The sequence below is a fragment of the Gilvibacter sediminis genome (assembly GCF_028561565.1).
GTDB lineage: Bacteria > Bacteroidota > Bacteroidia > Flavobacteriales > Flavobacteriaceae > Gilvibacter > Gilvibacter sediminis.
In genome coordinates this window covers 976966-1002268 of sequence record NZ_JAQQTE010000001.1, presented here as the reverse complement: position 1 = coordinate 1002268, position 25303 = coordinate 976966, and the positions used below count along the sequence as shown (strand labels likewise).

General features: G+C 44.5%; 28 protein-coding genes. 8 read left to right on the top strand and 20 right to left on the bottom strand.

Annotation, left to right across the window (positions count from 1 at the left end; translation table 11 throughout):
• Positions 1 to 6: 6 nt before the first annotated feature.
• Complete coding sequence (locus POW22_RS04585; protein WP_272831445.1) at positions 7 to 426, bottom strand: response regulator; 420 nt, start codon at positions 424 to 426, stop codon at positions 7 to 9.
• A gap of 175 nt (positions 427 to 601) precedes the next feature.
• Here POW22_RS04585 and POW22_RS04580 point away from each other — a divergent pair, with 175 nt between their 5' ends.
• The 3 genes from POW22_RS04580 to POW22_RS04570 are packed head-to-tail and all read left to right on the top strand — an operon-like array spanning position 602 to position 4499.
• The gene (locus POW22_RS04580) at positions 602 to 3610 is read left to right on the top strand and encodes an aminotransferase class III-fold pyridoxal phosphate-dependent enzyme (RefSeq protein WP_272831444.1); all 3009 of its coding nucleotides are present in this window, start codon (positions 602 to 604) and stop codon (positions 3608 to 3610) included.
• Positions 3600 to 4040 (top strand): YybH family protein, encoded by a 441-nt coding sequence (locus tag POW22_RS04575; RefSeq protein WP_272831443.1) that lies wholly within the window; start codon positions 3600 to 3602, stop codon positions 4038 to 4040. Before POW22_RS04580 ends, POW22_RS04575 begins: the two co-directional genes overlap by 11 nt.
• Positions 4041 to 4499 carry a GNAT family N-acetyltransferase gene (locus tag POW22_RS04570; protein ID WP_272831442.1) on the top strand — a complete coding sequence of 153 codons (459 nt, stop codon included), beginning with the start codon at positions 4041 to 4043 and terminating at the stop codon, positions 4497 to 4499.
• Here the strand turns inward: POW22_RS04570 and POW22_RS04565 are convergent.
• From POW22_RS04565 to POW22_RS04540, 6 genes are read right to left on the bottom strand one after another with little or no spacing between them, the layout of a single operon-like run.
• Positions 4496 to 5743: an NAD(P)/FAD-dependent oxidoreductase gene (locus POW22_RS04565; protein ID WP_272831441.1), complete on the bottom strand. Its 1248-nt coding sequence runs from the start codon at positions 5741 to 5743 to the stop codon at positions 4496 to 4498. The two genes, POW22_RS04570 and POW22_RS04565, sit on opposite strands and share 4 nt — an antisense overlap.
• Positions 5740 to 6762, bottom strand: a complete 1023-nt coding sequence (locus tag POW22_RS04560; protein WP_272831440.1) for a 4-hydroxyproline epimerase — start codon at positions 6760 to 6762, stop codon at positions 5740 to 5742. Before POW22_RS04560 ends, POW22_RS04565 begins: the two co-directional genes overlap by 4 nt.
• Positions 6743 to 8476, bottom strand: a complete 1734-nt coding sequence (locus POW22_RS04555) for a DUF885 domain-containing protein (protein ID WP_272831439.1) — start codon at positions 8474 to 8476, stop codon at positions 6743 to 6745. The genes POW22_RS04560 and POW22_RS04555 overlap by 20 nt, the downstream gene beginning before the upstream one ends.
• Positions 8466 to 10049 carry an aldehyde dehydrogenase (NADP(+)) gene (locus tag POW22_RS04550; RefSeq protein WP_272831438.1) on the bottom strand — a complete coding sequence of 528 codons (1584 nt, stop codon included), beginning with the start codon at positions 10047 to 10049 and terminating at the stop codon, positions 8466 to 8468. The genes POW22_RS04555 and POW22_RS04550 overlap by 11 nt, the downstream gene beginning before the upstream one ends.
• Entirely contained in the window at positions 10046 to 10312 is a 267-nt protein-coding gene (locus tag POW22_RS04545) for a DUF1272 domain-containing protein (protein ID WP_272831437.1), read from the bottom strand. Before POW22_RS04545 ends, POW22_RS04550 begins: the two co-directional genes overlap by 4 nt.
• Positions 10313 to 10315: 3 nt before the next feature.
• Positions 10316 to 11221, bottom strand: a complete 906-nt coding sequence (locus POW22_RS04540; protein WP_272831436.1) for a dihydrodipicolinate synthase family protein — start codon at positions 11219 to 11221, stop codon at positions 10316 to 10318.
• 124 nt (positions 11222 to 11345) lie between these two features.
• Between POW22_RS04540 and POW22_RS04535 the strand changes: the two genes are divergently transcribed.
• A complete protein-coding gene (locus tag POW22_RS04535; protein ID WP_272831435.1) occupies positions 11346 to 12227 on the top strand; it encodes an AraC family transcriptional regulator in 882 nt (293 codons plus the stop codon).
• On the opposite strand, the gene POW22_RS04530 is transcribed toward POW22_RS04535, so the two are convergent.
• The 7 genes from POW22_RS04530 to ruvC are packed head-to-tail and all read right to left on the bottom strand — an operon-like array spanning position 12190 to position 17087.
• Positions 12190 to 12549: an MmcQ/YjbR family DNA-binding protein gene (locus POW22_RS04530; RefSeq protein ID WP_272831434.1), complete on the bottom strand. Its 360-nt coding sequence runs from the start codon at positions 12547 to 12549 to the stop codon at positions 12190 to 12192. The two genes, POW22_RS04535 and POW22_RS04530, sit on opposite strands and share 38 nt — an antisense overlap.
• 1 nt (position 12550) lies before the next feature.
• Positions 12551 to 13513, bottom strand: coding sequence for a transglutaminase domain-containing protein (locus POW22_RS04525; protein WP_272831433.1), 963 nt, complete (start codon positions 13511 to 13513; stop codon positions 12551 to 12553).
• 7 nt (positions 13514 to 13520) lie between these two features.
• The gene (locus POW22_RS04520) at positions 13521 to 13883 is read right to left on the bottom strand and encodes a DUF4260 domain-containing protein (protein ID WP_272831432.1); all 363 of its coding nucleotides are present in this window, start codon (positions 13881 to 13883) and stop codon (positions 13521 to 13523) included.
• Positions 13880 to 14635: a cyclase family protein gene (locus POW22_RS04515; RefSeq protein WP_272831431.1), complete on the bottom strand. Its 756-nt coding sequence runs from the start codon at positions 14633 to 14635 to the stop codon at positions 13880 to 13882. The genes POW22_RS04520 and POW22_RS04515 overlap by 4 nt, the downstream gene beginning before the upstream one ends.
• Positions 14636 to 14658: 23 nt before the next feature.
• Positions 14659 to 15783, bottom strand: a complete 1125-nt coding sequence (gene hemW / locus POW22_RS04510) for a radical SAM family heme chaperone HemW (protein WP_272831430.1) — start codon at positions 15781 to 15783, stop codon at positions 14659 to 14661.
• 2 nt (positions 15784 to 15785) lie between these two features.
• A complete protein-coding gene (locus POW22_RS04505) occupies positions 15786 to 16520 on the bottom strand; it encodes a DUF3667 domain-containing protein (protein WP_272831429.1) in 735 nt (244 codons plus the stop codon).
• Positions 16521 to 16532: 12 nt separating this feature from the next.
• Complete coding sequence (ruvC, locus tag POW22_RS04500) at positions 16533 to 17087, bottom strand: crossover junction endodeoxyribonuclease RuvC (RefSeq protein ID WP_272831428.1); 555 nt, start codon at positions 17085 to 17087, stop codon at positions 16533 to 16535.
• A 46-nt stretch (positions 17088 to 17133) separates the two neighbouring features.
• Here ruvC and POW22_RS04495 point away from each other — a divergent pair, with 46 nt between their 5' ends.
• From POW22_RS04495 to POW22_RS04485, 3 genes are read left to right on the top strand one after another with little or no spacing between them, the layout of a single operon-like run.
• A complete protein-coding gene (locus tag POW22_RS04495; protein ID WP_272831427.1) occupies positions 17134 to 18081 on the top strand; it encodes a hypothetical protein in 948 nt (315 codons plus the stop codon).
• Positions 18078 to 19196 carry a glycosyltransferase gene (locus POW22_RS04490; protein ID WP_272831426.1) on the top strand — a complete coding sequence of 373 codons (1119 nt, stop codon included), beginning with the start codon at positions 18078 to 18080 and terminating at the stop codon, positions 19194 to 19196. The genes POW22_RS04495 and POW22_RS04490 overlap by 4 nt, the downstream gene beginning before the upstream one ends.
• Before the next feature lie 32 nt (positions 19197 to 19228).
• Positions 19229 to 20107: a hypothetical protein gene (locus POW22_RS04485; RefSeq protein WP_272831425.1), complete on the top strand. Its 879-nt coding sequence runs from the start codon at positions 19229 to 19231 to the stop codon at positions 20105 to 20107.
• Here the strand turns inward: POW22_RS04485 and POW22_RS04480 are convergent.
• From POW22_RS04480 to POW22_RS04460, 5 genes are read right to left on the bottom strand one after another with little or no spacing between them, the layout of a single operon-like run.
• On the bottom strand, positions 20097 to 20576 hold the full coding sequence (locus POW22_RS04480) for a hypothetical protein (protein WP_272831424.1): 480 nt from the start codon (positions 20574 to 20576) through the stop codon (positions 20097 to 20099). The genes POW22_RS04485 and POW22_RS04480 overlap by 11 nt on opposite strands.
• Before the next feature lies 1 nt (position 20577).
• On the bottom strand, positions 20578 to 21105 hold the full coding sequence (locus POW22_RS04475; protein WP_272831423.1) for a thioredoxin family protein: 528 nt from the start codon (positions 21103 to 21105) through the stop codon (positions 20578 to 20580).
• Between the two features lie 37 nt (positions 21106 to 21142).
• Entirely contained in the window at positions 21143 to 22282 is a 1140-nt protein-coding gene (locus POW22_RS04470; RefSeq protein ID WP_272831422.1) for a tetratricopeptide repeat protein, read from the bottom strand.
• On the bottom strand, positions 22269 to 23729 hold the full coding sequence (locus POW22_RS04465) for a M56 family metallopeptidase (protein ID WP_272831421.1): 1461 nt from the start codon (positions 23727 to 23729) through the stop codon (positions 22269 to 22271). The genes POW22_RS04470 and POW22_RS04465 overlap by 14 nt, the downstream gene beginning before the upstream one ends.
• Positions 23729 to 24088, bottom strand: coding sequence for a BlaI/MecI/CopY family transcriptional regulator (locus POW22_RS04460; protein ID WP_272831420.1), 360 nt, complete (start codon positions 24086 to 24088; stop codon positions 23729 to 23731). Before POW22_RS04460 ends, POW22_RS04465 begins: the two co-directional genes overlap by 1 nt.
• A gap of 105 nt (positions 24089 to 24193) precedes the next feature.
• Between POW22_RS04460 and POW22_RS04455 the strand changes: the two genes are divergently transcribed.
• Complete coding sequence (locus POW22_RS04455) at positions 24194 to 24697, top strand: DUF456 domain-containing protein (RefSeq protein WP_272831419.1); 504 nt, start codon at positions 24194 to 24196, stop codon at positions 24695 to 24697.
• Here POW22_RS04455 and POW22_RS04450 read toward each other — a convergent pair.
• Complete coding sequence (locus POW22_RS04450; protein ID WP_272831418.1) at positions 24694 to 25251, bottom strand: nitroreductase family protein; 558 nt, start codon at positions 25249 to 25251, stop codon at positions 24694 to 24696. The genes POW22_RS04455 and POW22_RS04450 overlap by 4 nt on opposite strands.
• Positions 25252 to 25303: the final 52 nt, after the last annotated feature.

The window sequence follows — 25303 nt, the reverse complement described above, 5'->3', positions numbered from 1 at the left end:
TAGTTATTAAGCCATTACAGGTTTAACCAATTCGTTGTGCTCCCAATAGGCCAAAACGGCACCCAATCGGTTCACATAATCTTGATACTGCAGAGGCTTAAGCACATAACCGGCCACGCCAATCTCATAACAAGCGAAAAGGTCTTTTTCGTTGCTCGACGTGGTCAAAACCACTGTCGGTAAAAATTTCAAACGATCGTCTTTTTTCAATATTGCTAAAAATTCTAGACCATTCAAACGCGGCATGTTAAGATCTAAGAAAATTAGATCAGGAAGTCGGTCAGCATCTTCTAGATATTTTAAAGCATCTTCGCCATTATTCACAGGAATAACTTTGTGCGGCGTTTCGAGCTTCTTAAAGGCTCTTTGCAGTTTCATGATCTCGATCTGATCGTCTTCTAATAAAAGGATTTCAAGTGTTTTCATAGGGGGTGATATTTACTTATGCAAAAATGTCGATTTTAAGGATGTTATCGGATTAAGTTTCGACGAATGGTCCATTTAGTGTCGACGAATGGTAAAACTGCTACGATTAGCGGATAAAATTATCGCTTAAAAAACTGCAGTTTGCTTACCTTTATTTCTGTAAAAACTGTCGCTCATGACTCCAGCTGCATTTTCAGCATTGCACAAAATAATAAAGAACGAATACCACTTGGAAGGCAGTCTATCACTGCTTTACGGCGAATTTACACTAAATTATAAACTCACCACAAATACCGGCCAAAACTTTTTGGTCAAAGTGGGTCCAACAGCTCTTGAGCAAGATACCGCGGCCTTTGAGCAAGCCTTATTGGACTTCCTATCAGAACGAGGATTACAGGTTCCCCAAGTAATTTCAACGAAAACTGGCGAATTGTTTTCATTCTTTACTGCGGATGGTCAAAAGCGCTCGCTAAGGATCATATCTTGGATAGACGGCAAACTGTGGTCTGAGATCAATCCGCATACAGAGAGTCTAAGGGAACAACTTGGACAGCGCACAGGCGAATTACTACAAGCACTTAGCGACTACAAGGCTTCTGGGGAATCTTTGAATCCGACTTGGGAGTTGAGCAACTCCTTATGGACTCAGGAGCATTTGGCCTTGTTTGATTCCGCAGATCAAAAACTGCTAGACTTTTTCATAGATCGATTCAAATCAGAATTGACTACCTATGAGACTTTAAGAAAGCAGTGGATTCACAACGATTTAAACGACAATAATATTTTTGTCGCTGCGGATGGAAGTGAAATTAAAGGAATCATTGATTTTGGTGACGCCAGTTACAGTCAAAGCATCAATGAGGTCGCCATTTGCGGAGCTTATTTGATCAGCGGATTTCCCGATCCCTTGGACGCACTGACCCCTTTTCTAAAAGGCGTTCAAGAGTTCTTCCCACTCCAGGAAGCAGAACTCGCGCACCTTTACACCCTTATTGGCATGCGCTTGCTTTTGAGCATAGTTCACGCAAAGCGCAATGCGATAGCCCAACCAGAAAACACTTATCTACAAGTCAGCCAAGAGGCCGTTTGGGAAAGCTTGCAGCTTTGGAGTCAAGTGCATCCGCGCTTTGCACATTACAGTTTTAGAAAGGCTTGCGGTTATCCGGCACACCCTAAAACCACTGCCTTTGAGCAATGGGCAACTGAACACAAAGCTGATTTTGACACCGTATTTCCTACCACAACTTTTAAAAAGGCTTTACACTTGGACCTGAGTGTATCCAGCCTTTGGATCGGGACCCAGTCTGAGTTTAATGATTTAGCCTTGTTTGAATTCAAAATAGATCAGCTCCAAAAACAGCACCCTGAGCAAATCATAGCAGGCGGTTATCAAGAACCGCGACCACTTTACACAGACCCCGCTTACGACACTGTTGGCAATTATGGCGCTCAAAGCAGAACTGTACATTTGGGAGTCGATTTTTGGTTGCCTGCGCAAACGCCGGTACATACCCTTCACAAAGGAGAAGTAGTCATTGCAGTCAATGACCAAGGCAATAAGGAATACGGCGGTCTAGTGGTAATAAAGCATCAGGAAGCTGGATTGGAATTTTACACCCTCTACGGGCATTTGATCCCAGAAACAGCTTTGACCCATAATTTGGGTGACATCATTGAGGCTGGTGGAATGGTCGGTCAATTGGGCGCAGCGCATGAAAACGGGAGCTGGTCGCCTCACCTGCATTATCAATTCATGCTAGACCTATTAGATTACACAGAAGATTTCCCCGGAGTTTGCTACGCACATCAGCGGGAGATCTGGCAAGATCTGTGCCCTGACCCCAATTTGTTCTTTCAAGATTCCGCGTTGAAACCTCAGCCTAAATTACGTCCGGAGCAAATCGAACAAAAACGCAAAAAGAGCTTAGGACAGGGAATGAGTCTCTCTTATAATGAGCCCTTGCATATTGTTAGAGGGCAAGGCATCTATCTGGTGGATTCTTGGGGTCGCAAGTACATTGACACGGTGAACAATGTGGCTCACGTGGGTCACGAACATCCTCATGTGGTTAAGGCTGCCCAACAGCAGATTGCCGCGCTAAACACAAACACCCGCTATTTACACAAGAACGTGGTGGAGTTTGCAGAGGCCTTTTTAAAGACCTTCCCAGAGAAACTCAGCGTAGTCCATTTTGTGAATTCTGGCAGTGAGGCCAATGAGCTCGCCGTACGCATGGTAGAAGCGGTAACTGGTTCGAGACATATGTTGGTCTCTGAGAGTGGCTACCACGGCAACACCCTTACTTGCGTGGATCTGAGCCATTATAAATTTGATCGAAAAGGCGGATATGAGCCTCCGCAGACCACCCATGTTTTTCACAGACCTGATGTCTTTAGAGGTAAACACAGAGGTCCAAATGCCTCGGTAGATTATGTCAAGGATTTGCAAGAGCAAATTCAAAATCTGCAAGAGCAAAACATGAAAATAGGCGGGCTCTTGTTGGAATCCGTTTTGAGTTGTGGTGGACAAATTCCGCTGCCTGAGGGCTATTTGCCTGAAGTTTATAAGCTGGTTAGAGCTGCTGGAGGTATTTGTATTGCTGATGAAGTTCAGGTAGGCATGGGCAGATTAGGTGATAGCTTTTGGGGCTTTGAGCAGTACGGAGTTGTCCCAGACATTGTCACCATTGGAAAACCTATAGGCAATGGACATCCTTTGGCTGCTGTGGTTTGTACTGCGGAGGTGGCCGAGGCCTTTAACAACGGCATGGAGTTCTTCAATACCTTTGGCGGAAACCCGGTCTCCTCGGCTGTAGGTAAGGCCGTCCTAGAGGTCATCCAAGAAGAAAAACTTATGGACAACGCACGCGATACAGGTCATTTTCTAATAGACGGCCTAAAGGCGCTACAAAAACAATTCCCGATCATAGCAGACGTTCGTGGTAAAGGGTTCTTCTTAGGATTTGAACTCTGTGATGCTGATAGAAATCCGCTTACCGAACAAGCCAAATACCTGGCCAATAGAATGAAGTACTACGGTTATTTAATGTCTGTAGACGGTCCGGATGACAATGTGATCAAGATCAAACCACCCATGGTCTTTAATCGTCACAATGCAGAACAACTTTTACACTATCTTTCTCAAGTATTAACCGAAGATAAAATGCAACATTATGAAGCTTAAGCATCTCATCGCAATAATTGGATTGCTCTTTTTGAGTCAACAGCAGTTTGCGCAATCACAACAAGAACAGGACAAAACGGCCATTTTAAAAGTAATGGCAGATCAATCTAAAGCTTGGTCCAATCATGATTTGGAAGGATTTATGGAAGGCTATTGGAAAAGTGATTCTCTTAAATTCTACGGCAGCGGTGGCTTGGTCAAAGGATGGCAAGCTACATTAGACAGGTACAAAAAAAGCTATCCCACTGCTGGGCATACCGGAGTATTGAAGTTTACTATTGATGATGTAAGCCCTGCGGGAACTGACTCCTATACCGTCATGGGCAGGTTCTACCTTTCACGTGATGTTGGAGATGCAAATGGAGTATTTCTTGTGGTTTTTAGAAAGATCAACGAGCAATGGAAGATCGTTGCCGATATGTCCTGTTAAATGACTCCGACGATTCGCAAAGCGACCTACGACGATCTAAAAGTGTTGCAAGAATTTAAAATGGGACTCATTGCAGCAGAGTTGCCGATGGATCCAACTATCCGACCAGATACTACGAGCTATTACGCCTTTAAACCGCTTATTGACGGTCCTGAATCGATACTTTTAGTAGCTACTATTGGCGATGAGATCGTTGCCTCTGGTTATGCAAAAATTCTCGAAGACCGAAAGTACCTCAAACACACCCACTACGGTTATTTGGGCTTTATGTTTGTTCCAGAAAAGCACCGTGGTAATGGCTATAATGGTTTAATAACCGAAGCCTTAATTGTTTGGTGTAAAGAGCAAGGCATAACCGAGATCCGTCTGGATGTTTATGATGTGAATGATGCCGCTATCAAAGCCTATGAAAAATCAGGCTTTAAAGCGCATTTGATCAATATGCGTTACGATCCTTAGAATTTTCTATCTGGGTTGAAAGGACTCAAATCCATAGAGGTGGGTTTTTCTGAGAGCAACTCTGCGATCAACTTCCCAGTTGCGGGGCCCATACTCCATCCCATCATAGCGTGACCTGTTGCAATAGCGAGATTTGCTACTTTAGACGTGCGTCCAATATAGGCCATCCCGTCTGGAGAAACCGGTCGCAAACCGCAGGCAGCTTCTTGTTTCTCCGCATCGGTAAGATGAACTTCCGGATAGTATTTTGTTGCAGCCGCAGCAATGGCATTGACCCGTTCTGGTCTGATCTTATGGTTGATCCCAGCGATTTCCATAGTTCCGGCAAAACGCGTAAAACCGTGCATAGGCGTAACGGCTACTTTGGATTCGCAAAGAATGGCTGGCATATTAATACCGAGGTCTTGTGTGGAATTGATGCGGTAGCCTTTACCAGCTTCCAAAAGCATGGGGATACCTAAACTTCGTGCCAATTGGGCACTCCAACTTCCAGAGGCCAATACTACCTCATCGGGTTGATATTCTCCTTTATCGGTAATGACCTTTTGAATCTTATGGCCATTGGTTTTCAGACGCTCTACAGCTTCTTCCGCTTGAATCTTTACGCCCATTTGTGGCAAGCGCTGCTTGAGTTCTGCCATTAGTTGATTGGGTGTGGTGTGTCCGTCGCATCCAAAATGAACTCCGCCAATGGTATCAATTTTTACATTGGGATCCATGGCAATGATCTCTTCTCGGGTTACAGGAGCAACCTCCAAACCTTCTTTAGCAGCTAGGTCTGCGACCTTTAATTCTGCATCTAACATCTTTTGTGTTTGGCAGAGCATGATCAAGCCTTTACGCTCCAATTGAAACTGAAAGTCTTCCTTTGCTTTTAGTTCTGGGAACAATTCTCTGCTCAATAGATTGATGTCGCGGATAGCCCGTACCGATCGGTCCACATTAGCCTGCGAACACGATCGATTAAAAGCGAGCGTCCATTTGATGAAATTAGACTCCAAACGCGGCTTGATATACAAGGGGCTGGCTGAGTTGAACATCCACTTCAAGCCTTTTTTCATTACTCCCGGAGCGGCCAATGGGATGATATGACTCGGGGTCAGATAACCTGCATTGACATAAGACGCACCCTGATCCATAGCGGATTTATCGATCACGCGGACCTCGTGTCCTTCTTGTTTTAGATAGTAAGCGCAACAGAGGCCTACAATTCCTCCTCCAATTACCAGAACTTCTTTACTCATATTACTTGAAATCCATGTGCATAGGGATCATCATCTGGATCAATGCTGATGGTATTGTTGCCATAAACCTTAGCCCAGCCTTGAATCTGAGGTATAATAGCCGCAAAACCTCCAACTGTTGTGGTCCCTACTATTTTACAATTAAAGGTAGAGCCAATAAAGCTCTCGTGTATAAATTCTTCTTGTTCTTTTAATTTCCCTTTAGCGTGCAATTGCGCCAATCGTGCAGAGGAACCCGTTCCACAGGGAGATCGGTCTATGGCCTTATCGCCATAAAAAACTGCATTACGCCCGTGTGAAGTGTCGTGAAGCGTAGCTCCTGTCCACTGCATATGAGAGATCCCGTTGATGTTTGGATCCTCAGGATGTGTAAACCTTTCCGAATACTTTTCATTGAGTCGTCTGCGCACCACTTGGGAATAGGCAATGATCTGCCCAGCGGTAAAATCTTGCAAGCCACTAAAATTCTCTTGCGGATCTACAATGGCGTAGAAATTCCCTCCATAAGCCACATCAACATTAAGGATTCCTAAATCAGGACAATCAATGGTAAGCCCTTCTGCAGCGAGAAAACTCGGCACGTTTTGAATTTGAACCCATTTGACCTTATCGCCTTTCTGATGATAATTGACCTTGACCAAACCTGCAGGAGTCTCTAGACGCAGTCGCCCCGGATTCTTAGGTTTTATAAGACCCGCTTCAATGGCAATGGTTACTGTACCTATAGTTCCGTGGCCACACATGGGCAAACAACCCGAGGTTTCAATAAAAAGGACGCCACAATCGTTTTGAGGATCTGCCGGAGGATATAAAAAACTACCGCTCATCATATCATGACCACGGGGCTCAAACATGAGTCCTGTTCTGATCCAATCAAATTCCTTTAAAAAGTGCAAGCGCTTTTCGGCCATAGTGACTCCCTTTAACTCAGGATGCCCCGTGGTGACTACCCGTACCGGATTCCCACAAGTATGCCCGTCAATGCACTTAAAAACGTGATTATTTTCTGCTGCGCTCAATGTAGCTGTTGATTCGTTGTTCTAAAATATCCAAGGTCACTGTTCCTTGCCCTAAGATCACCTCATGAAACGCACGGATATCAAAGTCCGCACCTAATTCCTCCTCGGCCTTCTTGCGAAGTTCTCTAATCTTTAATTCTCCAATCTTATAAGACAAAGCCTGTCCCGGCCAAGAGATGTATCTGTCAGTTTCTGTATTGACCTCATGAATGGAAAGCGCGGTATTGCTCGCCATATAATCCACAACCTCATCGCGGGTCCAACCCAAGGCATGAATCCCCGTGTCTACCACCAGGCGGCAAGCGCGCCACATTTCATAAGTAAGTTGTCCGAATTCTTCATAGGGTGTGGTATACATCCCCATTTCTGCGGCTAAGTATTCTGAATACAGCCCCCAACCCTCTCCGTAAGCAGACAGGTAAAGGTTTTTTCTAAACTGTGGAATACTGTCTCCCAGCTCATTGTTCAAAGCCCCTTGCAAATGATGTCCGGGGACCGCTTCATGCACGGTTAAGGCCGGTAAAGTGTACAAGGTTCGGCTGGGCAGATTATAGGTGTTGACCCAGTAATAACCGGGATCTGTACTGTTTTTGGAAGTCCCCACATAACGACCACCCGTATATTTTGGAGCGATAGCATCCGGTACTGGTGCCACTCCATAAGGCTTTCTTGGTAAGGTCTTAAAGAATCTTGGCAATTGCTCATCGGCGCGTTTGGCCATATCGCGAGCGATCATTAAAAGCTCTTCTGGAGTCTTGGCATAAAACTGCGGATCGGTTCTTAAGAAACGTAGAAAATCGGCAAAAGTTCCTTTAAAGCCTAACTCCTCAATGATCTCCTGCATCCGCGCTTTGATGCGAGCTACTTCTGCAAGTCCTATCTCGTGAATATCCTGTGCCGTGTACTGCTCAGAGGTAGTATAAAAATTAATGCGATCTTGGTATTGCTCTGCTCCTCCTGGCACACTGGAAACACCAATATCCTGGCGAGCATTGGGGTAATATTCCTCTTCAAAGAACTGCTTGATTCTCATAAACTGCGGAATCACATTCTTGGAAACGGCTTCTTCTGCAGCCACTAAGACTGAATCTTTCTGAGCTTCAGTTAAACTAGCCGGCAACTGCTTAAAGGGCGAATAGAAATAGCTTTCCTTAAAGTCCAAAACAATATGATCATCATAGGTAGATTCATAGCCGTCAAAGATCACTGCAGCCTGCACTTGCCCAGTCGCGATGCCTTCTCTAAGGTTGGCAAAATGCTGATCGACATACTCTGGAATTGCGTTGAGCACATGCAAATAATTAATCACCTGAGCGTAATTATTTAAGGGGCGCACTCTGTAATTTAGGTTCAAATGAAAGCCTGAATCCGATAAGAGCGGATTCAAATAGCGCTTAAATTCGTTGAAGGCTACATCGTCTTTCAACACAAAGGTTAAAAGTTCTTTAGAGATCTTTTCGGAATCTGAGAGTCCGGTAGTATGGAGTTTAGCGAGCTGCGTGAGCAAAGAGTCGGCAAAGACCGCCTCTTTTTGATAGCGCTCTGGGGTATACAATCCCAAACGATACTTCTTTTTATCGTAGCTATCAAAACCCTCATGGGCCGCGATAAGAGCCTCCAATTTTTCAGAATTATTGGGAGCCGTTTCGGAACAACTCGTCATAAAACCCAAAACAACTGCACCTAGCGCGATTAAAATCTTTCTAAAGTCCATCTGCAGTCCATTTATTATTTACCAGACGACGAATCCCCAAAGGATTGGCATCTTGCAGCTCTTGTGGCAATTGTGCATTAGGCCAATCTTGGAAACTGAATGGCCGCACCCAACGTTTAATGCTGTGAATCCCAACCGCAGAAAAACGCGAATCCGTAGAAGCCGGATAAGGCCCTCCGTGCAGCATGGAGGGACAGACCTCCACTCCAGTAGGTACCCCATTGAAGATCAAACGACCTACTCGATTCTGCAAGGCGGCAATAATATCATGCTTCCCGCTTAAGTCATCTTGTGTGGCGAGAATGGTCCCAGTCAACTGCCCTTCTAAATTTTTAATGACGGTGAGTAGTTCGTGCTCAGTTGCACAGCTTACCAGTAGCGAATACGGACCAAAGACCTCATGATGGAGTTTGTCATTGGCCAAAAATTCCACGCCCCTCACCTTGAGTACTAAAGGACTGGCATAATTGGCCGTGTCCACTTCCATCTCTGAAACTACTGTTGACGTTCCGGATTGAGCACTTGCTTGTTGTTTACCACTATCAAAGGCCTGTTTGATCTTTGGGTGCAACATGCATTGAGGCGTGACGTCTTCAAAAGCTTGCTGAAGGTGATGTTCAAAAGCATCGAACTCCTCAGAAGCAATACCGAGTATCAAACCTGGATTCGTACAAAACTGCCCGGTTCCCAAATTAATCGACCCTGCGTATTTCTGCGCCCAACCTAAGGCATCCTCTGCCAAAGCCGAGGGCAAGGCAACCACAGGATTAATACTTCCCATCTCTGCGAATACCGGAATGGGTTCTTCCCGTCCGGCAGCGAGGTCAAACAAGGCGCGGCCACCCTTAATACTACCCGTAAAACCAACAGCTTTGATTCCAGGATGAGATACCAATTGGGTTCCAACGTCAATACCGCTGCTGTTCAAATTAGAGAATACACCTGGATGCACCCCAACTTGCTTTACCGCAGTACTGATGGCTTGCGCTACCAACTCTCCAGTTCCCGCATGCATAGGATGCGATTTCACCACAACCGGGCAACCAGCCGCGAAAGCAGCTGCAGTATCCCCACCTGCCGTAGAATAAGCCAACGGGAAATTACTCGCTCCAAAAACTGCCACGGGGCCTAAGGGAATGTTCATTTTGCGCAGATCGGGTTTAGGTGCTGGAGTGCGCTGTGGATCCCCCGTATCAATTGTAGCTTCTACCCAAGACCCATCGGCCACCAAATCTGCAAAGGTCCTGAGCTGAAAGACCGTACGCCCACGCTCTCCTTGAGCGCGTCCGGCGGGTAAGCCAGATTCTGCACAATAGGTTTGAATTAAAGCATCACCCAAATTCATGATCTGATCTGCAATAGCATTGAGTAAGGCTGCTCTTTGTTCACCACTACTGGAGCGGAACGATTCAAAAGCTTCTGTAGCTTGATTTACTGCGAGATCAACCTCAGCCTCAGTAGCTTCTGTAAATACCCATGGATTGTCTGCATTTTTCTGCGGATCAAATGTTTTAAAGGTGTTGCCTGTACTTGAGCTAGGGGTACTGGCGATATAACTTTTTCCTGTTATCATCGGCTAAAATGTTTTTTGTAATGTGCTTCTAAATCGACGGGTTTATACACCACTTTTTGACTTGGAGGATACTTCTCCAAGAGGTGTTGCGGTCTTATAGGCCGTGGGACAAAACCACCGCCACAATTAGGACAGACCTCTTTTAGCGGTCCGCTTACGCACTCGTTGCAAAAGGTACACTCAAAAGTGCAGATCATGGCATCAGTAGCATCTACTGGAAGCTTTTTATTGCAGTTTTCACAAGTGGGACGGATCGCTAGCATCTTTTAATAATTAGGCAGTACCGGTCTATTGGCTAAACCTTCTTTTATGACATTAAGTACGTGTTCACGCTCCGCTCCTGTTAAGGGCAATCGAGGGGCACGCACCCATTCTGAGCCTAAATCTACAGCTACCTCAGCCAACTTAATGTTCTGAACTAATTTAGGGTTAATATCCAACTCTAGCAATGGCAAAAACCATCGATAGATCGCTAGGGCTTCATCAATTCTACCTTGCTTTTGCAGTTCATAGATGGCCACGGTCTCCTTTGGAAACGCGCAGACCAAACCAGCGATCCAACCATCAGCTCCCATCAGCAGACTCTCTAATGCCAAAGTATCTACACCGGTCATGATCTTTAAACGGTCACCAAAAGCGTTCTTTATTCGAGTTACATTGGAGATATCACGCGTGGATTCTTTTACTGCTTGAATATTGTCACATTCCAACAAGAACTCAAACATCGGTAAAGTCACCTCTATGGCATAGTCTACAGGGTTGTTATAGACCATAATGGGTAAGTCCGTGCTGTTAGCCACCGCTTTGAAGTAAGCGACCGTCTCTAAAGGACCTGCTTTATAGCGCATGGGTGGTAACATCATAAGGGCATTGGCACCGTCTTCTTGGGCTTGCTGGGCAGCCAAAATGGCTCCTTTTGTGGTTTGCTCTGCAATATTGATCAAGACCGGAACCTTAGCTGCAACGAGCTCTGAGGTATATCGCGTTAGTGTTCTCTTTTCATCAACAGAGAGTGTACTAGCCTCTCCCAGCGTACCTCCAAGTACTATTCCATGAACTCCCGCAGCTACTTGAGCTTCAATGTTTTTGGCAAATAATGGAAGATCTAATTCGTCATTTTGGGTAAACTTAGTAGTTACCGCGGGCATCACACCCTGCCATGCTACATTCATAATGAACTGATTTAAATACAATCAAAAATACGATTCAAACCGGGTAAACTCCGGGCATAATTTTTCCATTATTCATACTATTTTGTCCTTTTTTGGTATTTTTGATTCACAATTACGACAATAAATGAGAGGTTCTAAGGTTTTACCTTTTACAATTCCCAAGTCAGAAAAGGCTTCAATAACCGTTCAAAGAGACCGGCAAGAGTCCTTTTACGGGCATTTGCATCAACATCCTGAAACCCAATTGAGTTTAATAATCTCAGGGTCTGGCACCTTGTTCTGCGGCAATACTTTGATCCCATTTCAACCTGATAGTTTGATCTGCGTCCGTGGAGACAAACCGCATCTGTTTAGAAGTGAACCCACTGATGGAGAACACGTAGAACGAATCTCTATCTTTTTTCTAGAGAGCTGGTGGTCTGCACTTTGCGAACTTACCCCGGAGATCTCTAGGCTTCAAATGCCCTTTCAAGAAGATTGGGCAGGTTGGTATTTAAGCGATGTGGATCTGAGCATTTTTAATCTGATGGATGGATTGGATCAAGGAGCATCTGCGGCTAAATTCGAGCAATTTGTTGCTTTGATCTCTAAAATTAGCCGGCAAAAAGTTCACCCGATACGTGAAAGTGCTACGCGACCCAATTACCGCGGGGAGGACTCTGACCGCATGAGTCAGATCATTGAATACACCATGAACAACTACCAACAACCGATCTACTTGGCTGATATTGCAGACAAAATAGCGCTGACTCCATCCTCCTTTTGTAAGTACTTTAAAAAGCGTACGGGGAAATCTTATGTTCAGTTCCTCAATGAAATTCGTTGTGAAGCCGCTCGAAATCTATTGAGTCAAGAATTGGAGCTCAGTATGCCTGAAATCGCCTTGAAAAGTGGTTACAATTCCATGGCCAACTTCAACAGACAGTTCAAGAAGTATCAAGGCATGTCTCCATCCAACTATAGAAAGGTCAAAGTGATTCCCACTCTAGACGGAGTTTCTTACTAAATTTTGCTACCACCAGATCATAGGAGTGATCAATAAGTTCGCGGATCAGATCAGGTGGCAAACCCGAATCGATCAGGACCGTATTCCAATGAAGCTTGCTCATGTGGTAGCCGGGAAGAATAAGTCCGTCGTATTGCGCGCGCAGATCTACACTTCTGTCGGGATCACATTTAAGATTTGCCTGAGCGGGTAATCGTTCCAGCCCCGAGAGCGCAAACATCTTTCCCATCACTTTAAAGACCAAGGTCTTTTCATCAAAAGGAAAAGATTCTGTAACTCCTTTTTTGGTCAAGCAGTATGCTCTAAAGGCTTCAATATGCATCTCAATCTATCTTATATACCATCCCAGGACGTTCGTCAAAATAGATTATGAGCAATTGTGCGCCCAGCGGGATATCCAATTCAAATTCGTGCAGTTGGGCTTCTGCATTCCAATGGGTGTTTTGAGATTTAACGGCAGAACCATCTACACTTATACCTATGGCAGACTGCTGCGGAATTGGCAAACGGAATTGCCATTTACCAGAACTAGCTCCGCTATTGAGAATGCCTGTTGCTGGCAGCAGCGATTTGTACTCTTTTAGGGAGTCATCTACAATAATAGGCATGGATTCAAAGATAGCTCTGCTCAAAGGCTGTGTGAGCAATTGATCTTCCTCTAAAAGCGGAAGGTGCGTATATACAAACTGCTGCGGATCTGCCATGAAGAAACTATAGGTGGTGTCTTTTTCAAAACGATCGGTATAGCGCCCCGCGCCCCAAGTGGCATCAAATAAATAGGTATTACCATCAATTAAGGCGATGTTCCACATATGATTTACATCGAACTTACGGCCAATATCGGCCAAAGAGGCCTTTGAATCTCCTCGTACCAGATAAGAGGTAACTCCTGTGAGTTCACACAAGCGCTCAAAGACAAAAGCATAACCCTCACAGACAGCAACGCCCTTCTCAATAACTCGATTGATCAACTGTTGCCGAAACTTTTCTTGCTTTTTATTCCTTTCAGAAACCGTAGTAAAACTATAATCCAATGCTTTGTATTCATTGGGATCATAAGCAATATTGTTAATGAGCCAGCCGTAGATAGCACGGAGCTTATCGGCTTCGGAACTAAAATCTCTGTTGATGAATCCAGCTATTTGCTCCACAGAAGCTGCTCGCTTTGGATACAACTGGATCACAGCATCTACACGCTCAAAATTCTCTTGGGCTGCTGAGAAATTAGCGCTTAAAAATAGAAGGAAGGTCGCCGCAAAGCACAGTCTGTTTTTCAATGCGTACATAGCCGTATTATGCTTTGTTTTGTTTCCCAACTCGCCCGAGATGGGTGTTTTGAAAGCTGTCTGGATACTTCAAACCATATCCCATCAAACGGTCCATAGCAGAATGACCAAACAGGATACAACCTGCAAGCAAAAGCTCTTGATTTTGAAAGATCACTCCAAACATGTATACCGCTATGGCAACCCCTTTATGGTGAAATAAGTTGTAGGTCAATGCGCCAATTCTAGCGTTTGCGATATAACCGAGCATACCCACATCTGGAGTTAGCAAAAGTGCTGGGAACCACCACCAAGCAAAATCCAAGAGGGAAAACAAATAGATCGCCAGCCCAAACTGAGCCAATTCTTCCAGTTTTAAACTCAGTTTCATGATATGGATTTTATGCGATACAAGACCGGTCTACTGGGAACAGCATCGGACTCAATATTGGCCAATTGCAACTCCAAAACGTAGTGATCATCTTCCAAGAAATCATCAGCAAAGATGAACTCTGTAATAGTAGCGTGCTCTCTGGGTATTCCATCCATATCCCAAAAGGCTCGATGCGCTTCTAATTTACCGCCATCCTCTTCTCGATCCACAGAAGGGGTATCGATCAATAAATGCTGAATGCCTTTACGACAGAGATAGGCCGCCGCAGCCTTAGTCAAATAAGGCCAATTGGTGTGTGAATATTGACGTGTTTTCTTCTCAGAAGAATTCGGTAAGGTTCTTATCACGAGGGCTTCAATATCTGGATCCTTAAGGTGGTCTTGCAACAAATGTAGGTCAATGACCTGATCACCTCCCCGTGTTTCTGGTTTTAGACTGATGAGTCTCGCCTTGTAAAAGTAACGGTGAAACGCTCGGTTGACATTAGCGGGCTCGGCCGTGATATGTCCTAATGATTCTGTATGCGTACCCTGCGCATGTGGAATGATCTGCATGCTGGTGAAATTCACAGCTGCCCCCTCTTGAACGGAACCCACCCAATCCTCCAAAACGACCGGTTTAAATTCTGGATGCCCCACATACCAAGCATTGGGATTCTCGGGCCCTGAGTGCATGGGAATCGAAATATCAAGGGGCTGATCCAGATCGATTTCGATCTCTTGGTCAGCAATGTGAAGTATTGCGATCATAGCCTCAAGGTAAGCAATCTGACTTAAAGAAGCTTAAAAAGTTCTGCCGCTATTCCATCAGATACAAATTTTGACGATCTAGGTACATGCAAGTCGTCACCGTCTAAGAAAATCCAATTCTTAGCTTGTAGTTCGGGCAATAAAGATTCGGCATATTGACGGTATACGGCTCCAAATTCTTCAGAAATTTTAGCTAATGAAACTCCTTTGGCCGTACGTAAACCGGTCATGATGTATTCATTATAACGATCGTTGAGGCTGAGCTTTTCGGATTCATGCGGACGTTTGCCGGCCTGCAAGGATTTAATGTAAAGCGGATTGTTAGAAATGTTCCAAGTACGAACGTGATCTACAAGTGAATGCGCCCCTGGGCCAATACCCAAATAAGGAACTCCTTCCCAATAAGCCGTGTTATTTTGAGATTGAAAACCGGGTTTGCCAAAATTGCTGAACTCGTAATTGATATATCCTGCATCGGAAGTCTTGTCCAAGAGCAATTCATAATGCGCTTTAGCCAAAGCTTCATCTACCGGGGCAACCACCCCTTTTTGTATAAACCGATCTAAGGCCGTATCGGGCTCAACGGTCAAGGCATAACAGGATAAGTGTGGGACGCCTGCTTCAAAAGCCTTCTGCAAGTTTTCTTCCCAAACTGTGAGCGGCATTTCAGGTACGCCGTAGATCAGATCTACGGAATAGTCATCAAAATGTTTTGCTACCAAGTCCAGGGCCTGCTCAGCTTGCCGCTGATCATGGGCCCGATTCATGAATTTAAGGTCTTGTTCTCTAAAGGATTGTATCCCTAAACTGAGCCGGTTTACTCCTACGGCTTTATAAGCTAACAACAGCGACTCGTCAATATCGTCTGGGTTGGCTTCAAGGGTAAACTCTATGGCATCACTGAGCTGATAGTGCATATTTATGGTCCCAAACAACTCCTCCAATTGGTTTGGAGTGAGCAAACTCGGTGTTCCCCCTCCGAGGTAAATCGTTTTAATAGGCTCAGAAAGTTCTGCTTTGCGCAAGATCAATTCGGCCTGCATGGCAGCTACCATTCCCCCTTGATGCTTTAAAGAAGTTGAAAAATGGAAGTCACAATAATGACAAGCTTGTTTGCAAAACGGTATGTGAAGGTATAATCCGGCCACGATCAGAAGAACAAAACAATTAAAATGGACAATCCAAAACTCAAGGCGAGGTAAAATAAAGATGCCAAGAAAAAGACCACCACCGTTTTGAAAAAACTCAGCACCCAATTCCCTTTGAGCCATGCTGGTATTGCATAAACCAAATAGGCGCCAAACAACAAGGCCGGAAAAAAGTTGGGTTGAGCGCCGCTCAATTTGAGGTAGATCTGAAACAGCGTATTGATCAAGGTATACACACAGAGTAGATAAAAACTTACAGCGACGAATTCGGCAAAAGTGTGTTTTTTGTAAAAGAAGATCTTCAAAAAGCCTCCAAGGGTCAACACAAAAATGAACATGAAGTTGTTGATATTCGCAGACATAAGCTTGCCTGCATCATAGAGCCACTGGATATCCGTATTTAAAGTGGTGTCTGCCTGGACACTTTTAAAAGGGTCAAACTTGATCAGACTACGCACCAAAATAAAGAGCGCAGACCACAGTATAAAATAGGCTACCGGCTTGTAATATTTTTTACGCTGTCCACTTAAATACTCGGCAAAGAGTTGGCTGGGTGATAGAAAAAGCGCCTTGGTAGTTCTCCAAAGAGGCGCTTCTAAAGTAAATAAACCCGAAGCCAGATCTCCGAAGGTCTCGCTAAAACTCACCTTGTGGATCCCGGAGCGCTGGCCGCAATGATGGCAGTACGCCCCTTGCGTTTGAGTGCCACAGTTTTTACAAGTTGATTGATCTTCCATAAGGGCAATCGATTAGCCTATGCGGTCTTGATTGTCTTTGATAAAAGCTCCCCAACCAGAGTACGACTTCCCAGTGCTGATCTTCCCTGCATTGTAAAAATGACAAACCGCAGCAGCCAGTCCATCTGTACTGTCCAAATTCTTAGGGAGTTCTTTGATCCCAAGAATGCTTTGAAGCATCTTAGCCACTTGCTCTTTACTGGCGTTACCGTTGCCGGTAATGGCCATTTTGATCTTTTTGGGTGAGTACTCGGTGATGGGCACTTCTCTTGAAAGTCCTGCGGCCATGGCTACGCCTTGAGCCCTTCCCAGTTTGAGCATGGATTGGACGTTTTTACCAAAGAATGGTGCTTCAATGGCGATCTCGTCTGGGTGATAAGTATCAATGAGTTGTACCGTGCGTTCAAAGATATACTTGAGCTTCACGTAATGATCGGAATACTTTTGCAATTGCAGTTCATTCAACTGCATGAATTCCATCTTTTTACCCACCACGCGAATGAGTCCAAAACCCATAATGGTGGTTCCGGGGTCAATGCCTAAGATGATTCGTTCGGATTTGCTCATAGTATTTTAAAGCCCATCCCCCGCGGATTGATTAAATTAGCGAACAATGGTCTTGTCAGACAAAGCTAATCAATATCTCTTAGTCGCCCTAAAATTGATCATTTTGGTGGCAATGGGGTTGTTCCTCTACCAAAAACTCTTTGCAGACAACAGCGGAAAGCTCCAACAATTGTGGTCTCACCTCAACAGCAAGCTGCAATTATGGACTTTAGGATTGTGGATACTGTTGAGCTTTATGAACTGGGCACTGGAGGCCAGAAAATGGCAACTTTTGACCTTTACCACCAAGCCTATTTCTTATGTTCTAGCTTGGAAACAGACTTACGCTTCTTTGGCAGCTTCCCTGCTTACACCCCAACGCATTGGAGAATATGGCGCTAAGGCCCTTTTCTTTGAACCCAGCAAAAGAAAGCGCATTCTTTGGCTCACTTTTCTAGGGAATATGCAACAGATGGGGGTCACGCTACTCTTAGGGATTCCAGCCATTTTATGGATCAGTTTTCGTTTTGAACTGCCCGTCTCTAAACTCAATGTGATTTTGATATTGATCGTTTTGGTTTTGCTGATGGTATTTGGTTATTTGATCCGTAAGCGGCAGCTTTTATTTCAAGGCCTCAGCCTGTCTGCCCTTTGGAGGAAGACCTTAGAACTTCCTCGTATCATCCTGAGTTGGACAGTGATTCACAGCCTCTTGCGCTATTTGTGTTTTGGAAGTTTAATGCTTTGGATGTTGATTGGATTTGGTGCTCAACCGAATTTGAGCGCACTAATCCCCTTATTGTTTGCGTATTATCTACTCAGCAGTATTACACCCATGTTGCTGGTTTTGGACATCGTTGTCAAAAGTGGAATCGCCGTAGCCCTATTTGGACTGGTCGGCGTGGATGAACTTACTGTGGTGATGGCTGTGCTGATGGGTTGGATCTTGAACTTTGGCATTCCTGCCTTAATTGGTAGTGGCGTAATTGCCGCTTATAAACGCAAAAACGCATGATCACCATAAGTGTTATTATCTTTTTGATCTATGCCGAACTGATCGTTTGGGCGATCCGTGGGATTCAGAAGTTAACCGCAGCCTCCGCATCATCAATTCCATCAGAAGCCACAAAAAAAATTAGCATAGTGATCCCCTTTCGCAATGAAGAGCATCGCTTATCACCGCTATTGGAAAGTCTAAAACTGCTGCCAGACCCTGCTTCTGTGGAATTCATATTTATGGACGACGCCAGTGAGGATCGTTCCTCGGCGCTAATCCATACGGCATTGGAAAACTCAGAATTCGACTACCGTATTTCTAAAGTGATCAGAAAACATAAAGCAGCAAAAAAAGATGCCATTACGCAAGCTATAGGCTTGGCTAAATATCCTTGGATCGCAACTTTTGACGCCGATATAAGTATACAAGCCGGTTGGTGGGCACAGCTTCAAAATGCACTCCAAAACAATCCCGATCTGATCCTGGGACCTATAACCCTCAAGCCGCAAGATGGATTGTTGCATTGGGTGCAAGAAGTAGAGACAGCAGGTATTTCGCAACTGGGCCGTGGTGCAGCAGGTTTGGGGAGACCCAGTGTTGCCAACGGTGCTCATTTGATCTACAACAAGGCTTGGTTTGAGTCCGTAAATGGTTTTGAAGGTAATCTGCATATAGCCAGCGGAGATGATATGTTCTTACTCAAAAAAGCAGTGGCCAATGAGGCCGAGATCCACTATTTGAATGACACGGCTGCGGTAGTGGAAGTACAGGGTGCTAAAACCTGGCCAGAGTACTTCTGGCAGCGTATCAGATGGGTGAAAAAATCTAAAGAAGTTGCTTTGCAAGGTTCCAACAGAATGGGTATTGCCGTGACTTTGGCCAACCTTTGGCCCATTGTTTTGCTTTTTGGTTTAAAATTCGATTCCAGCCTTAAGACCATTTTGCTGTTCTATCTGTTTTTGAAAATCACACTGGATTTCATTTTGATCAGCTACAGAAGCTTGGCTCCACTGCATCAAACAGCGAAGAAAACCTTTGTAGCCAATCTACTTTATCCGTGGACTTTGGTGGTGATTTTGGTGCGCAGCTTGAACCACAGCTATCTTTGGAAAGGCCGCGAGTATAAAAAATAATATGTACATTTAGTTCACCTAAATCCCTGAGCATGCAACGATTAAAAAGCCTTTTGTTCGTTTTATTTATAACTGTGGCAAGCATAGGTTTTGCCCAGCAAACCTACACCATCAATGGAGAGTCTTTATCCTTGAAAACCGAGGTAAGTGGAACCATTGATCTGCTGTGGAACACCTTTAACAAACAATACCGATATTTTGTAAAAAAAGACGGCCAGTACTACGAACTGATCAATACCCGCGTTGACGGAAAATATCAGGAGCAATATAAATCCACCCTAAATGACTTAACCACAGGAAGCGGATTGTCTACTGATCGTTTACGGATGACCCTTGCTGGCTTACGCAACTTCATCAATGATTACAATGCAAGTGTGGATCCAAATTACGACACGAACTCACAGACGGTTGCCTTTGAAACGCGATTGGGATTCTTTGGCGGAGTGACCAACAACCGTTATACTGCCAATCCGCAAAACGCCACGGCACCCTTGGTAGGAATTGAGTTTGAAATTTTGGACAGCAAGCTCCTGCCAAGACACGCCATTGTGTTTCAATTTAGACAGTCCTTTGCGGTAGAAGATTTTGATTATTCCGCATCTCAACTTTCCTTGAACTATAGATTTAAGTTTGTAAAATCTGCCAAGGTAGATGTCTTTGCCAATGCACGTCTGGCTACCTACACCTATTCCAGAACGGTGATCACCAACACAGATCCCGCTCAAAACTCCGTGGATCAAGAAATCACAGGAGGCAATTTGCAGGCGCCTATTTTGCTAGGCCTTGGTGCTGATATCAAATTGGGCAAAGGATATTTAATGCTCGCTTATAACGACATTGTAGGTTTGACCATCGATGATAATGGTGAGTTCCCCGTAGACTTTACTTTGGGCTGTAAATTCAATCTGTAGCTAGAATTAGCGGAAGCGTATATTTAGTGACTACCGGCACTCCTTTTTTTGTTGCTGGGGCGATGGGGTCCATTTGCCCTAAAGCTGCTTTGAGCCAAGATTCTACTTTAGGCAAATGCACGCGGGTCATCGAATCCATTTGAATCTGTTGTAAGTTGAATACGCCTGAAGTATCAATGCTCATCTCTAATAAGACGGTATCGCGAAGACTCTGAATTACCCCAGGTACGCTGTCCTTGATCACTTTAGAAATGTTGGCACTCAATTGTTGGTGAAAACATTCCAACTGCACCGTCTTGGTGGCCGTTTCATCACATACTTTAAAAAGCGGATATTGGTCTACCTCCTCCCAATTAATGGTGGCCATTTCTTGTTCAAATAAGGTATCGGAATCGATCTTTTTGGTCTCAAAATACTCACAGGACGACATCAGCAAAAAAACACCAGCAACGTAGAGAAAATACTTCATGCTAGCGGTCTTTACCTTCCCATTGGGACATGAAATCTTCCCATTTTGTGTTCTTGTATAGGCCCTCTCCTAAAAAGGTAATGATGGGGAGAAATTCGTCTGCGGTTCTGTATCCTTTGAAAGACTGCAAAGGAGTTAAAATTTCATTGAGGACAATATAGGTCGGATAGCTCAATTTGTTTTGCATAAAGGCCGCAGCAAGCTCGTTATAACCGCGTCTACCACGAGGCACGTATTTAAAGGCGTAACCGCGATAATTTACAGTATCTCGCTCCTCGCCATTGAACTTTACGGCGTAGTAGTTCTCATTGATATAGCTCACAAAAGCAGGATCTTTGAACGTACTCTTATCCATGCGTTTACACCATCCACACCAATTGGTATAGATGTCAATAAAGACCGGACGGGGCTCCTGGGCAACAGCCGCCTCTACTTCTTCTATGGAGATCCATTGAATTTCTTCTTGCGACTGGGCCAAAGCCGAAGATCCAAGAAAAACCAATAAAACACTGATTAATAAACGCTTCATTGGGCTAAAAATAGCAAATCACGAGGGAATAAAAAACTCAATCCTTGTCCATAAAGATCAACTCCTTGAGATCTGAGATCCTGTAAGTGACCGTGTCTATGTGACGGCCCTCGGGAAATTGTTTGGCGTAAGCTTCATAAAAAGGGAGTACCAAGCTCTTGTCATCATACCGATTGTCTGCGGCAACGGCCAACTGATATTTAGCCAGTTCATTCTGGGCGTTTTCTGCCAGTGCCTGCTGTAAGGCCTCCATTACCGCCCTGTAATTACCTTCCCGATTGTAAGTAATGGCGAGGGTTAAAAAGTGATTGTCCAGCGGTTTGTCTAAAAGACCAATGGCAATATTGATATGCCTACGGGCTTTTTCGGGTTCATTTAGACCGAGGTAAACCGTACTGAGCGTAAAATGCCAGTTGGAGTTTTGATCGTCGTATTGATTGATCAAAATTTTGAACTGCTCCAAAGCAGGTTCATACTGATAGGTTCTGGAATAACTATTGGCCAAGTATTCCCGTTGTTGTACGCTTATAGTGGCAATAGAATCCAAAAGTTCAAAACTGGCTATGGCGTCGTGATAACGCTTAGTGACATACTGCTTAATTCCCTGCAATTGCAAGAGTTTTGTGTTATTCGGACTTTGTTTGAGTCCAACGGTCAAAAGAGTGTCCACAGTTTCATATTGCCGTTTTTCCAAGAGTTCTTTGGATAGCTGATACCGCGCATTCATATGCTGATCATTGAGCTCGAGCGCTCGTGCTAATAAGGGTATGGCCGTACTGTCTTGAGCGGCCAATCGAACCATTCCCAATTGATAGTAGGCACTAGCGTTAGTAGAATCTCGCTGGATCAATTCCTCAAAAACTACCTCAGCCAAAGGCATGCGTCCGGTAGCCCTGAGTAAAGAGCCATAGGCAAAGCCCAAAGCTGTATTCTCTGGATTGATCTCATAGGCATTGCCGTAAAAAACTAGGGCCTTGGCCGTGTTCCCCATAGCCCTGTAAGCCTTGGCCAAAGGAAGGTTTGCTTGAGAAATGGGTAGCTTTTCATAAGATTTAATGGCCTGTAGGTATTGACCTTGTGCCATCAAACTATCTCCAACGACCAAAGCCGAAGACTGAGCTCCGGCTTTGATACAAATCACTGTGAGTATATAAAAGAAGTATCTATTCAGCAACATGAAATACTATAGGCAAAGAATAAAGAACCCCTACCGGCTGCCCGTCTTGCTCTCCCGGAGTCAAGGTAGGTAAAGTACCAAGCACACGATTTGTTTCTTCTTCAAGTCCTGGGTGCGGAGCGCGTGACTTAATGTCTACGATCTGACCGTTTACGTCTACTTTAAAAATAGCTGCTATGCGTAATGTTCCTACCAAGCCCAAGCTCTCTGGCAGGTCTTTATTAAAGGCATCATTGACGAACATGGAAAGTTTCTGACTAAAACAGGCCTTGAGCTCCTCATTAGTACCTGTACAGCCTGGGTAGATCGGTACGCGATCAACCGCTGCGAAAGGAACAGGATCTCCGTCTTGTAGACTCTGGTACTCCATAACCTGGCGTCCTTCGACAACTTTACCCTCTGTCTCGGCGAGATATTCCCCGACCGATTCATAGACCTTATCACCTTCTTTTGCCGGTGTAGCTAAGAACTCTAACGCCCTGCGCTCATCTTCTGTTAGGTTTCCTTGCGCCATGATAGCCTCTGAGAGCTCTTCGATTTTGGTCATCACATCAGCGTCTGATGATTTAGCCGCTGCATCTGCAGTGGTAGGGCTTTCTTGAGAGCAAGAAGTGTAAACCACCATTACCGCCAAAAGTGGCAATAAGAGGGCAAACTTGAGCAATTTAGATCTGCTGGATCTTGATTTTTGTAACATACTGATTCGTTTTTTGATTAATGAATGATTAAAAAATGTATTGATGAATGAAACATTCTCTGTTTGAAAAACTTGAGACAAAAGCTGCTGATAGTACGCGCTCTTTCCTTTGCTGGCCGCTACTTCCGCATCGGCGATGTATTCTTGTAAACTCGTGATACGCGCCTGATAGAGATAGACCAGTGGGTTGAACCAAAACACAATCCGCAGCAATTCAAAAAAGAGTTGATCCAAGGTATGGCGTTGGCGTACGTGGACCTGTTCGTGATGCAGGATCATCTCCCGCTGCTCTGGTGCTAGATCAGCCCCGAGAAAAACAGTGCTCCAAAAAGAAAAGGCAGACTTACTATTGGGCAAGATCACTAAGGCAAAATCTTCCAAACGCGTCAATTTTCCTTTGCGACGCATACGCAGAATCTTGACCAGTTTAACTGCAAACCAAATTCCCATGATCACGGCTCCGGCTTGCCACAACAGCTGCCATGGAAATACAAACTCTTGCGGATTAGCAACGGTAGGCACAAACCCCTCGCCCCCTATAAAGACCGCCGGTAATTGCACCCTAAGCTCCGGGCTAATTTGCCGACCAATAGCCGCTATTTGGATGAACGGCAACACCAAACTCAGCGCTGCAGTACCCAAAAGATACCAACGGTTCCAATGAAAAAAGGTCTCTTTTTTTAAGAACAGATCATAAACCAATAAAAACAGTAGCTGAAAGATCAGCGTTTGAATGATATAATGTGCCATTAGTCTTCTTTTTGAATTTCCTTCATAACTGATTCCAAATCGTCTATGGTCATATCGTTGTTCTTCATAAAGAAGGACACCATACTTTTAAAGGACCCCTGGAAGTATCCGTCTCTGAGCTTTTTAAGACTGTGCTTGCTATAAGCTTCCTTACTCACCTTTGGAAAGTACACATGCCCGCGCCCCTCTTTACGGTAATCTACAAAGCCTTTATTCTCCAGTATTCTAATAATTGTAGATACGGTATTGTAGGCTGGTTTGGGCTCGGGTAATTTATCGAGCAAAGCGGCTACATTCGCCTCTTTGAGTTCCCAAAGCAGTTGCATGAGATCTTCTTCTGCCTTTGTGAGTTGTTTCATTCTAATGTGTTTCTGGATTCAAATATAACTAAATATTTAGTTTAAACTAATTTTTTAGTTAAAAAAGATTGTAACAAGTATCTATCGCCCGCGTCCAATGGGTATATGTTAGATATCTTTTTAGTAATCCTGGGGCTTCTTCTTTGCTTCGGCGGTATTATTGGCAGCGTACTGCCTGTCTTACCAGGTCCTCCTATTTCATGGTTAGGGCTTTTGATGCTGTTTTTAACCTCGGTCATCCCGGTAAACTATTGGTTTCTGGGAATCACCTTATTGGTTGCTATAATTATAGTGGTGCTGGATTACATCATTCCGGCCATTGGCACCAAGCGCTTTGGCGGGAGTCGAGCAGGCGCTATAGGAACCACCATAGGGCTCGTTGTAGGATTGATTGCCCCCATTCCTTTTGGAGTCTTAATTGGACCTTTTGTGGGAGCTTTTATTGGAGAGATCGCCTTTAATAAAACCGAATCCAATCAGGCTTTAAAGGCTGCGTTTGGATCTTTCCTTGGCTTTTTAGCCTCTACTTTTATGAAGTTAGTCGTGTGTTTTATCTATTTGGGATTCTACCTGAATTACCTCTACACCTACTTTGACGGTTTCTTTTAAAACCAATTCACATGCTGATCGAGCGGGTTGCGCTCCCAAGGCTCAGGCAGTTCCGCCTTTAAATTACCCATATAAAAGAAGCCGATACACTTTTCTCCAGCTTCTAGGGTGATGAACTCATCCATATATCGCATCAGCGCTGGTGAAGACCAATAGCCGCCTATCCCTTTTTCTGTACACGCCAGCCACAGGTTTTGAACAGCCATAGCAGTGGCAGCCAACTCTTCCCAATAAGGCACACGCTGGTCTGGATCCTCTTGCACACAAATGGCAATTACACAAGCAGCGTCAGCCGGTTTTTTGCGAATCTTTGCTTCCTTGAATTCTGAATAGTTGCTGATGGTATTGCGGTATTTTAAGGCTAAGAAATCGCCCAATTCTGCACGTTTTTGCTCCGTATGAAAAACTTTGAAACGCCAAGGTTGGGTCTTTCTGTGTGTAGGCGCCTGATGGGCAGCCATAAGCAACTCTTCTATGGTTTCTTTAGCAATCGGTGTATCGGCATATAAAGCTGGATATACCGATCTTCTTTTGTGTATGAGGTCTGAGATCATAAACGATTTTTAATACTTCAAAGCTAAATAATTCTCTCCGTCTTAATAGTTT

What these genes read in the sequence shown, in the direction of transcription:
- POW22_RS04470 (WP_272831422.1), bottom strand. Translation starts at nt 22,282, where the DNA reads ATGTTGCTGAATAGATACTTCTTTTATATACTCACAGTGATTTGTATC.
- POW22_RS04520 (WP_272831432.1), bottom strand. Translation starts at nt 13,883, where the DNA reads ATGAAACTGAGTTTAAAACTGGAAGAATTGGCTCAGTTTGGGCTGGCG.
- POW22_RS04535 (WP_272831435.1), top strand. Translation starts at nt 11,346, where the DNA reads ATGAGAGGTTCTAAGGTTTTACCTTTTACAATTCCCAAGTCAGAAAAG.
- POW22_RS04530 (WP_272831434.1), bottom strand. Translation starts at nt 12,549, where the DNA reads ATGCATATTGAAGCCTTTAGAGCATACTGCTTGACCAAAAAAGGAGTT.
- POW22_RS04525 (WP_272831433.1), bottom strand. Translation starts at nt 13,513, where the DNA reads ATGTACGCATTGAAAAACAGACTGTGCTTTGCGGCGACCTTCCTTCTA.
- POW22_RS04475 (WP_272831423.1), bottom strand. Translation starts at nt 21,105, where the DNA reads ATGAAGCGTTTATTAATCAGTGTTTTATTGGTTTTTCTTGGATCTTCG.
- POW22_RS04550 (WP_272831438.1), bottom strand. Translation starts at nt 10,049, where the DNA reads ATGATAACAGGAAAAAGTTATATCGCCAGTACCCCTAGCTCAAGTACA.
- POW22_RS04455 (WP_272831419.1), top strand. Translation starts at nt 24,194, where the DNA reads ATGTTAGATATCTTTTTAGTAATCCTGGGGCTTCTTCTTTGCTTCGGC.
- POW22_RS04465 (WP_272831421.1), bottom strand. Translation starts at nt 23,729, where the DNA reads ATGGCACATTATATCATTCAAACGCTGATCTTTCAGCTACTGTTTTTA.
- POW22_RS04495 (WP_272831427.1), top strand. Translation starts at nt 17,134, where the DNA reads ATGGTCTTGTCAGACAAAGCTAATCAATATCTCTTAGTCGCCCTAAAA.
- POW22_RS04575 (WP_272831443.1), top strand. Translation starts at nt 3,600, where the DNA reads ATGAAGCTTAAGCATCTCATCGCAATAATTGGATTGCTCTTTTTGAGT.
- POW22_RS04460 (WP_272831420.1), bottom strand. Translation starts at nt 24,088, where the DNA reads ATGAAACAACTCACAAAGGCAGAAGAAGATCTCATGCAACTGCTTTGG.
- POW22_RS04485 (WP_272831425.1), top strand. Translation starts at nt 19,229, where the DNA reads ATGCAACGATTAAAAAGCCTTTTGTTCGTTTTATTTATAACTGTGGCA.
- POW22_RS04505 (WP_272831429.1), bottom strand. Translation starts at nt 16,520, where the DNA reads ATGGAAGATCAATCAACTTGTAAAAACTGTGGCACTCAAACGCAAGGG.
- POW22_RS04570 (WP_272831442.1), top strand. Translation starts at nt 4,041, where the DNA reads ATGACTCCGACGATTCGCAAAGCGACCTACGACGATCTAAAAGTGTTG.
- POW22_RS04585 (WP_272831445.1), bottom strand. Translation starts at nt 426, where the DNA reads ATGAAAACACTTGAAATCCTTTTATTAGAAGACGATCAGATCGAGATC.
- POW22_RS04540 (WP_272831436.1), bottom strand. Translation starts at nt 11,221, where the DNA reads ATGAATGTAGCATGGCAGGGTGTGATGCCCGCGGTAACTACTAAGTTT.
- POW22_RS04580 (WP_272831444.1), top strand. Translation starts at nt 602, where the DNA reads ATGACTCCAGCTGCATTTTCAGCATTGCACAAAATAATAAAGAACGAA.
- POW22_RS04555 (WP_272831439.1), bottom strand. Translation starts at nt 8,476, where the DNA reads ATGGACTTTAGAAAGATTTTAATCGCGCTAGGTGCAGTTGTTTTGGGT.
- POW22_RS04565 (WP_272831441.1), bottom strand. Translation starts at nt 5,743, where the DNA reads ATGAGTAAAGAAGTTCTGGTAATTGGAGGAGGAATTGTAGGCCTCTGT.
- POW22_RS04490 (WP_272831426.1), top strand. Translation starts at nt 18,078, where the DNA reads ATGATCACCATAAGTGTTATTATCTTTTTGATCTATGCCGAACTGATC.
- ruvC (WP_272831428.1), bottom strand. Translation starts at nt 17,087, where the DNA reads ATGAGCAAATCCGAACGAATCATCTTAGGCATTGACCCCGGAACCACC.
- POW22_RS04545 (WP_272831437.1), bottom strand. Translation starts at nt 10,312, where the DNA reads ATGCTAGCGATCCGTCCCACTTGTGAAAACTGCAATAAAAAGCTTCCA.
- POW22_RS04515 (WP_272831431.1), bottom strand. Translation starts at nt 14,635, where the DNA reads ATGATCGCAATACTTCACATTGCTGACCAAGAGATCGAAATCGATCTG.
- POW22_RS04450 (WP_272831418.1), bottom strand. Translation starts at nt 25,251, where the DNA reads ATGATCTCAGACCTCATACACAAAAGAAGATCGGTATATCCAGCTTTA.
- POW22_RS04480 (WP_272831424.1), bottom strand. Translation starts at nt 20,576, where the DNA reads ATGAAGTATTTTCTCTACGTTGCTGGTGTTTTTTTGCTGATGTCGTCC.